The organism is Acinetobacter sp. (assembly GCF_045628685.1).
Classification (GTDB): domain Bacteria; phylum Pseudomonadota; class Gammaproteobacteria; order Pseudomonadales; family Moraxellaceae; genus Acinetobacter.
This window is the reverse complement of sequence record NZ_JAZQPV010000131.1, coordinates 1-8,485: the sequence shown is the minus strand read 5'-3', so window position 1 is coordinate 8,485 and position 8,485 is coordinate 1. Positions and strand designations below refer to the sequence as shown.

Here is an 8,485-nt window from a genome sequence, read left to right as displayed (position 1 = left end):
CCTACATATGGGTTAGCGTTCCATGAGATTGCACCACCGTAACCCGTGGTACCGACCTCAGCACGAACAGCTGCTGGTTTAAAGAAAGAAAAAGATGTAACACCTTCATCTGTTACAATAACTTCATCAGCAGCCATTGCAGTACCGGCTGCTGTAGCTAAAACGGATATTGCAAAAATTTTATGTAAATACTTCATTATTTCTCTCCTCAAAAAAAATTTATTCTGATCATTAATTATTCATGATGTGTTCAATATAAAGGACTTAAAATAAATTTTTTATTCACATTTTGCTGATCTTTTGTTATTTCTTGATACAAATGTTCTTTTATGTTGATAAATAATAATTATTTTTATAGAGCTTTTTATATTGCTTACATAAATAGATACATTCAGCTGAATAAAATATTGCCTTCTTCAGCGTATTGTTTGAGTTGTGTTAACACTCTGATACTTTACAAACTTCTCAAATAGAATCCTCACATTTTCTTAAGCCGTCCTTATCGCAGAGTTTTGATAATTAATTCCGATCTCAAGCCACTTTTTCATCTATTATTATCTTAATATAGTGTAAAATCTTGGAAAATTTTTTTGGAAATGGAAGATCATGTCTCAGCTTTCAACAATCATTGAACAGGCTTTTGAAGATCGTGCTAATTTCACAGCGGCTGATTGTCCTGCTGAAGTTCGTAGCGCTGTAGAAGAAGCTATTGCTGGCCTAGATAACGGTACACTTCGTGTAGCTGAAAAAATCGATGGAGAATGGATTGTTCACCAATGGCTTAAAAAAGCAGTTTTATTATCTTTTAAATTAAACGACAACAAAACTATTGAGTCTTGTGACCTTCGTTTCTATGATAAAGTAGATACTAAATTCAAAGGTTGGACTGAAGAACAGTTTAAAGCTGCTGGTGTACGTGTCGTACCGCCTGCTGTGGCTCGTAAAGGTTCATTCCAGGCGAAAAACGTGGTCTTGATGCCTTCTTATGTGAACATTGGTGCTTACGTTGATGAAGGCACCATGGTTGATACATGGGCAACTGTAGGTTCATGTGCACAAATTGGTAAAAATGTGCATTTGTCTGGCGGTGTAGGGATTGGTGGTGTTCTCGAACCCCTTCAAGCAAATCCAACGATTATTGAAGATAACTGCTTCATTGGTGCACGTTCTGAAATCGTTGAAGGTGTAATCGTTGAAGAAGGTTCTGTGATTTCAATGGGCGTATTCATAGGTCAATCGACTAAAATCTTTGACCGCGCAACTGGCGAAATCCATTACGGTCGCGTTCCTGCAGGTTCTGTAGTGGTTTCTGGTAGCCTTCCTTCTAAAGATGGTACTTGCAACCTTTATGCTGCAATCATCGTGAAAAAAGTGGATGCGAAAACGCGTGCTAAAACCAGCCTGAATGATTTATTACGCGAAGACTAATATGTCTTAAGTCTGTGGCATAGCTTTAACATCTTGCGGAGCTATCGCTCCTCATCTCTACGTTCAGACATGATCGTAGAGATTTTTGTTTTTATACTTTCATGTTTTTTGATGTGGTAATTTTTTGTTATGAATACTCTTCGATCTTCCGCTATTCCTGTTTCTGATCCGTCTGCGGGTTTACGCATCACGGAGATTTTCTATTCATTACAAGGGGAAGCCAATGCTGCGGGTTTACCCACGGTTTTTATTCGTTTAACTGGTTGTCCTTTACGCTGCACTTATTGTGATACCACCTATTCTTTTGAAGGGGGTGAACGTCAATCACTAGACGACATTATTAAAACCACATTAGATTTTAAAACCCCCTATATTTGCGTGACGGGTGGTGAGCCGCTTGCTCAGCCCAATGCCCTGCCTTTGATGCAACGTTTAGCCGACCTTGGCTGTGAAGTCTCACTTGAGACTAGTGGTGCTTTAGATGTGTCTAAAGTTGACCCCCGTGTTTCGAAAGTACTCGATTTAAAAACACCAACGTCTGGTGAATCTGCACGAAATTTGCTGAGTAATCTGGATCACTTGACTCAGCACGACCAAATCAAGTTCGTGATTTGTAATCGTGAAGACTATGAATGGTCAAAACAGCAAGTTGAACAATATCAACTTGCCAACAAAGTCAGCACCGTTTGGTTTTCTCCTGCATTTGCAGTAGAAAAAGGTGCAGTTCGGTTGCCTCAACTTGCGCGTGATTTAGCACAATGGATTTTAGAAGACCACCTCCCTGTTCGTTTCCAGTTACAATTGCATAAATTGCTCTGGAACGATGAAACTGGTCGTTAATTTATTTCTGTTCTTGAATACTTATATTTGTTTGGAGATTTGAATATGCGCCCTCGTGCCATAGTTTTGTTATCTGGCGGCTTAGACTCAACAACTTGTTTGGCTTGGGCGCAAGCACGTTATGAATGTACTGCTTTAAGTTTTATGTATGGTCAACGATCGACCACAGAACTGGATGCGGCTCGTGCACTCACCCAACGCGCCGGTGTAGAGCATCGTGTCATTAATATTGATTTAGGTAACCTCGGCGGCTCTGCATTGACAGACCACAGCATTGATGTACCAGAACATGAACAAGAAGGTATTCCTGTAACTTATGTTCCAGCACGTAACACAATATTTCTGTCTTACGCACTCGCTGCAGCAGAAGTTTTTGGTGCAGAAGCCATTGTAATTGGGATTAATGCGGTTGATTATTCAGGATATCCTGACTGTCGACCTGAATTTATTAATGCTTTTGAGCGCATGGCACGCCTGGCAACCAAGGTTGGCGTGGAAGGTAAACCTCTTAAATTTGAAACACCTCTGTTACATTTATCCAAAGCAAATATCATTCGCTTAGGTATAGAACATGGCGTAGACTACAGTCAAACGGTGTCTTGCTACCAAGCAGACGACCAAGGACGTGCTTGTGGCAAATGTGATAGCTGCCGTTTACGTAAACAGGGTTTTGCTGACGCAGGTATTGCAGATCCAACACGTTATATACCGTCATAACAGGGTAACAGTACATGAAAAATTTAAAATCAAACATTATTCTTTCTACATTAGTTTCAGCTGTAGCGTTGATGGCAACTGCTTCAAATGCTGCAGAAACAAACAAGCTCCAAGAAGCTTATAAAAGCACTAATGTAAAATCTGCTTTAATTAATGTTTGTAAAGATGAAACAGGCAAAAGCAAAAAATTATCATCTGCAGAAGTAAGTAAATATTGTACTTGTGCGGTTGAAGCTGACGGCAAATTAACCAACGCGCAAAAATGGGAAATTCAAAGTACCGTTAACCAAAAGAAAAGCCCTGCAACTTTAGCTTTTGTTCAAAAACAAAATAAAGATCTTCAAGCTTGTTTTGGCCCACAACTTACAGCCAAGCTTAAAAGCTTAACTGAAGAAGCAATGAAATCTGCTCAAGCGAAAAAATAAGCTGACCTAGATGTAAAAAAGCCTGCACTTTTGATCTGACCCCCGAAAGTTGGACGGTTTGATTAAGCAGGCTTTTTTACATCTGGATAATTTATGCACTCTCAAAAAAACCAATACCCATCTTTAAAAATTGTAGTTCCTCAAAATTATGGTAAAGGCAGTTACTTACTTTTAAGAACAAAAACTTGAATCTCTAATAGCAGATATATCCCTATTTAACTCACCCATTGCTGTATGTAACAGTGATATTCTGTATCATAAAATTATGCCTTTTTAGCGCTCGAATAATAGATCAACTCAATTTAATCAAGGATTAAGCATGACCGAAAATATTCAATTGCCAAGCCAGATCTTCCCGACAACGACGGGCGAAGTCAATTTATCAACCCTTCCATCAGAATGGCTGATTGTGTATTTTTATCCGAAGGATTCAACACCGGGCTGTACCACGCAAGCGATTGGTTTTTCTAGTTTGAAAGATCAGTTTGATGCTTTAAATACTACAATTTTAGGTATTTCACGTGACTCGGTGAAAGCACATCAAAACTTCACAGAAAAGCAAAATCTGACGAATAATCTCATCAGTGATAAAGAAGAGGTATTGTGTAATCTTTTTGATGTGATTAAAGAAAAGAATATGTATGGCAAAAAAGTTATGGGCATTGAACGCTCAACCTTTATTTTCCATAACGGTAAATTGGTTAAAGAATATCGTAAGGTGAAAGCAGCCACTCATGCAGAACAGGTACTAGAAGACTTAAAAGCCCTACAAGCAGCTTGATAGCGTGGACACTGGATTTATAAAAGCCCAAATTTTTTGGGCTTTTATTTTTCTTCTTTTTACTAAGATTGTTTAGGCAAAAAAGATTTTTATAGTTATCCTGCTCTTAGATTTTTAAATATTGGCGATAACACGTGGAGCACACTCATACCAATCGAAAAGACGGGCAAAACAATTAAATACTCGTAACTCTATTCTTAGTTAGCTTCACATTGGCCTGAAAGTTGAAGATTCACTTGCTCTCCCACACCTCCAATACCTTTTCTCATACCAAAATCACTACGGTTAATGACTGCTGAGGCCTGTACATTCAGCAGATTGGTATTAGAAGGATTAGGTTTAAAAGTAGTCACAAACGTTACCGGTTTGGTCACGCCACGCAAGGTTAAATGGCCTAAAACATTATATTTACCATTTCCTAAGTCTTTAAATTGGGTACTTTTAAATTGTACAGTTTTGTATTTTTTAGCGTAAAACAGGTCTTCACCCAAAATCAGATGTCTCACCAAGGGTTTATTGAAGCTCAAACTTTCAACATCCATAACCAGATGGGTCGATGCATTTTGCGGTGCTTTAATATCAAATTCCATGCTCGATTGAACTTGATTAAATTTAGCTTTGACCACTGTCAGTCCCATCGACTTGATCTCAAAACCAACATTACTTTGGGGTGTTAAAATCCATGATTGCGCCAAGGACGGACTACTTACAGCCAAACCCATTGCTACGATAATAAGTCCATTTTTTATTGTTGCTTTCAAATTTAAATCCACCTTTTTCCTGATTTCTTATTGATCGGATTTAGACACACGGTCCAATCTCAGATTAAATTTGTTTTAATTTATCGAATTTGTATTTTCGTTATTTTTATATCAGTTTATTGCAGTTTTTGTAAAACTATTAGTGACTAATGGAAAAAATAATCGATATAATTTCTCGGTAAAATTGAATGATAGGCAATATTTAATCCGGTTTTACTTTATAAAATTTTGATTTTAAAAAACTTTAACTCTAAAAAATGACTATTTGTTTAAATTTTAATAAAGTTTTTAAAATCTCTCACTTGCTTAGAAGGACACTAGCCTTTAGCACTATAACAATAAAAGCGATTCCACAAAAAAGTAAAACTCGCAACTCAAAAAAAATACTTTAAGGCAAATTTTTAAATACAGCAGTTACCTGGTTTTCCAGTGTCCCTCTACTTCAATATTCACTTTCTCCCCTATCCCACCAAATGCTTTTTTCATACCAAAATCACTGCGATTGACCACCGCTTTAGATTGAACATCCAGAAGTTTTGGGTTGGCGGGATTAGGTTTTAAAACCGTATCCAGTGTGACCGGCTGGGTGATACCGCGCAAGGTCAAATCCCCTTTTATACTGTAGTGATGATTACTTAAAACAATAAATTCATGACTCTTAAAAGTCGCAATCGGGTATTTTTCTGCATAAAATAAATCTTTACCTAAAATCATGTTTTTTAGTGAAGGCTTATTCAAGCTTAGGCTATTTATATCCAAGGCAAACTGTGCCGATGCATTTTGTGGCATTTCGGGATCGAAGTTCATACTGGACTGAACCTGCTCAAATTTTCCTTTCACCTTGGAAAAACCCATCGACTTGATCTCAAACCCCACATAGGTTTGTGGTGTCAATGTCCACTCCTGTGCATGTGCTGGAGCAATGAAGTTTAGACTGACCGCAGCAACAATTAAGACTCTTTTTATTGTAGTCTGGACATTCATCTTATCCACTCCTCAGTCGTTGCAATTTCTTGCCCCGACTTAAAAGCTTACTTAAGATTCTTCAAGATTGGTTTTATCTTGTGTGAGGTATTTGTGCTGCAATTGTTGGTAAGTCGATGTGTTCTGAAATTTCTTTAAAAACTCGCTGGTGCCCAGAGGCAAAGCTGATTCAATAATTTCGCCGCGATAATATGCTTCCCTCAGCGGGGTTGCTGAAATTGCCCCAACCAGGCTTTCAAGTTCCACCATCTCCCATTCTGGAAAAAGTTGCAGATAATAGGAGGATTCATCCTTAAAATGACCAATTAAACCCACTTTGGCTTTTGGCTCTACCACTTCAGCTACCAGGGATTTCACCAGTTTTTGCCATTTTTCATCGTTATACACATCAATTACATGCACAAATCTAATCCGTTTTTGATCTTCTGATGAAAAGTTGGATAAAATCATCTGTTCACGTTCAGCCACACTAAAAGGATTTTTAATATTACGTTCATTTTGCGCAGACCCGAGGGCTAAAATCACATTCTGGCTTTGCTTTAATGCAATTTTAATGGTTTGCATATGTGCCAGATGAAAAGGCTGAAAGCGACCAATGAAAACCAGATAATCAAATGTATAGTTCATAACAGATCATATTTTTTATGACTCGTGAGTTGTGTCGCCCCAATAAATATGCGACATAATAAACGCCATAAAATTAAATTAAGTATAAAGCAAGGATAGTACGATGACACTGAGCTGTATTCAACAACCTCATGAACATTTGGATGCGAATTTAGAAAATGGCGTACTGACCTTAGCCATTAATCGACCAAAAGCAAAAAATGCGTTATATGGCGAATTATATCTGTGGATTGCCAAAGCGTTAGATGAAGCTGATCAGAATAAAGATGTGCGTGTGGTGATTTTACGCGGTGCCGATGCCGATTTTAGCGCGGGCAATGACATGCAGGACTTTATGAAGTTTATTCAAACCCCACTTGCAGGCAAAGCTGGGGATGCGCCTCCATTTGTGGTTTTAAAATCGGCTGCGAAATTTTCCAAGCCTTTAATTGCAGCTGTGCGAGGTGTAGCCATTGGAATTGGAGTTACACTTTTACTGCATGCTGACCTTGTCTATAGCGATCAAACTGCCCTGTTCCAGATTCCATTTGTAAGTCTGGGTCTTTCTCCGGAAGGTGCTTCGAGCAAGCTTCTTATTCAACAAGCCGGTTACCACACAGCTGCAGAGCTGCTCTTCACGGCGCAGAAATTTAACAGCGAAAAAGCCCTTAGTGCAGGTTTGGTCAACAGCATTGAAGAAGATGTATATGCGACTGCACTCAAACAGGCACAAATTTTAGCTGCGCTTCCATTGGCTTCAATCAAGCAAACCAAAGCTTTAATGAAATATAACTTGCAGGAAATTCTAGACTGTGTAGATCATGAAGCTGAAATCTTTATGAAGCGTGTAGCTTCACCTGAAATGGCTGAAGCAGTGGCTGCATTTATGCAAAAGCGTAGACCGGATTTTACACAATTCAATTAATTGTTTAATCAATAAATAAAAAGCCACTGAATTGCGACATTGTTCAGTGGTTTTATGCTTTTTAATAGATATAAATTTCAAGCTTTAAAATTTGAGTAAATAAAGATGACCGATTCAAACGCAACCAAAACTGAAAAGAAACGTTATTTTGAACCAGCTCCCACAGATATTGATGTCGAAAACTTCAAGAAAGTTGTAGAAAGCCGTCGTTCTGTACGCAAATTTACTAAAAAACCTATTCCTGCTGAAGTGCTGGATGATTGTTTAGACCTTGCCTTGCTTGCTCCAAACTCGTCCAATTTGCAGCCCTGGACCTTTTACGTGGTGCAAAATCCTTCCAAGAAAAAGCAGTTAGTTAAAGCCTGCTTGGGGCAATTGGCGGCAAAAACAGCATCAGAGCTGATTGTTTGTGTCGCGCGTACCGACCGTATTGATGAAATGGCAAAAAAGAATATCAGTGATTTTCCTTTCCCTGAAGCACCAAAAGCAGTCAAGCAGTACTACAAATTTATTCCCTATAACTATAAAACCGGTTACTTCAATGTATTAGGTAACTTTAAGAAAGTTGCGTTCACGGTAGCACGTCAGCTCGACAAACAGCTTCCAGTGACGGCTTTCAATTCCGCTGATGCCAAGCTTTGGGCCAGCAAATCTACCGCCCTGGCTTGTGAAAATCTGGTACTGGCTTTACGTGCATATGGTTTTGACAGTTGCATGATGGAAGGTTTTGATGAACCGATGGTATGTAAAATTCTAAACTTGAATGATCAGCAATATCCAGTCATGGTGGTGGGTGCCGGTGAACGCGCTGTTGATGGAGTATTCTTCCCGCAATACCGTTTTGAGCGTGATTTATTTATTCAGAAAGTTTAAAAATTTAGGGTCTGTTGACATTTGTTGCTTAAAAAAATAGCGAGGTAGTAAAATTAAATCGCCAAACCCAATTTTACTCTCGCTATGCCTCGTACAATGCTGAATAATCAACACTGGTCTAAGTTACTTTCTATTTTCCGAAATT

10 protein-coding genes and 1 pseudogene are annotated in these 8,485 nt (G+C 38.5%); 7 read left to right on the top strand and 4 right to left on the bottom strand.

The features are described 5' to 3' along the window. A pseudogene (locus tag ACKI4H_RS17275) lies at window positions 1–197 on the bottom strand (hypothetical protein); the annotation flags it as partial. Between the two features lie 409 nt (window positions 198–606). On the opposite strand from ACKI4H_RS17275, the gene dapD reads away from it, so the two are divergent. The 5 genes from dapD to ACKI4H_RS17250 all read left to right on the top strand — a co-directional run bounded on the left by dapD (window position 607) and on the right by ACKI4H_RS17250 (window position 4,191). Beyond that, window positions 607–1,428, top strand: a complete 822-nt coding sequence (gene dapD / locus ACKI4H_RS17270; protein WP_407307935.1) for a 2,3,4,5-tetrahydropyridine-2,6-dicarboxylate N-succinyltransferase — start codon at window positions 607–609, stop codon at window positions 1,426–1,428. A gap of 129 nt (window positions 1,429–1,557) precedes the next feature. After that, the gene (gene queE / locus ACKI4H_RS17265; RefSeq protein WP_407307932.1) at window positions 1,558–2,268 is read left to right on the top strand and encodes a 7-carboxy-7-deazaguanine synthase QueE; all 711 of its coding nucleotides are present in this window, start codon (window positions 1,558–1,560) and stop codon (window positions 2,266–2,268) included. Window positions 2,269–2,313: 45 nt separating this feature from the next. Beyond that, window positions 2,314–2,985, top strand: a complete 672-nt coding sequence (queC, locus tag ACKI4H_RS17260; RefSeq protein WP_407307930.1) for a 7-cyano-7-deazaguanine synthase QueC — start codon at window positions 2,314–2,316, stop codon at window positions 2,983–2,985. Between the two features lie 14 nt (window positions 2,986–2,999). Then, window positions 3,000–3,410 carry a hypothetical protein gene (locus tag ACKI4H_RS17255; protein ID WP_407307928.1) on the top strand — a complete coding sequence of 137 codons (411 nt, stop codon included), beginning with the start codon at window positions 3,000–3,002 and terminating at the stop codon, window positions 3,408–3,410. Between the two features lie 319 nt (window positions 3,411–3,729). Then, window positions 3,730–4,191 carry a peroxiredoxin gene (locus ACKI4H_RS17250; protein ID WP_407307925.1) on the top strand — a complete coding sequence of 154 codons (462 nt, stop codon included), beginning with the start codon at window positions 3,730–3,732 and terminating at the stop codon, window positions 4,189–4,191. Between the two features lie 197 nt (window positions 4,192–4,388). Here the strand turns inward: ACKI4H_RS17250 and ACKI4H_RS17245 are convergent, their stop codons facing one another. From ACKI4H_RS17245 to ACKI4H_RS17235, 3 genes are all read right to left on the bottom strand, one after another. Beyond that, window positions 4,389–4,952 (bottom strand): YceI family protein, encoded by a 564-nt coding sequence (locus tag ACKI4H_RS17245; RefSeq protein WP_407307923.1) that lies wholly within the window; start codon window positions 4,950–4,952, stop codon window positions 4,389–4,391. 414 nt (window positions 4,953–5,366) lie between these two features. Continuing rightward, a complete protein-coding gene (locus ACKI4H_RS17240; RefSeq protein WP_407307921.1) occupies window positions 5,367–5,936 on the bottom strand; it encodes a YceI family protein in 570 nt (189 codons plus the stop codon). A 51-nt stretch (window positions 5,937–5,987) separates the two neighbouring features. Then, window positions 5,988–6,563: a nicotinate-nicotinamide nucleotide adenylyltransferase gene (locus ACKI4H_RS17235; RefSeq protein WP_407307919.1), complete on the bottom strand. Its 576-nt coding sequence runs from the start codon at window positions 6,561–6,563 to the stop codon at window positions 5,988–5,990. 103 nt (window positions 6,564–6,666) lie between these two features. Between ACKI4H_RS17235 and ACKI4H_RS17230 the strand changes: the two genes are divergently transcribed. Both ACKI4H_RS17230 and ACKI4H_RS17225 read left to right on the top strand, forming a co-directional pair. Next, window positions 6,667–7,467, top strand: coding sequence for an enoyl-CoA hydratase-related protein (locus ACKI4H_RS17230; RefSeq protein WP_407307917.1), 801 nt, complete (start codon window positions 6,667–6,669; stop codon window positions 7,465–7,467). 105 nt (window positions 7,468–7,572) lie between these two features. Further along, the gene (locus ACKI4H_RS17225) at window positions 7,573–8,340 is read left to right on the top strand and encodes a nitroreductase family protein (RefSeq protein ID WP_407307915.1); all 768 of its coding nucleotides are present in this window, start codon (window positions 7,573–7,575) and stop codon (window positions 8,338–8,340) included. Window positions 8,341–8,485 lie beyond the last annotated feature (145 nt).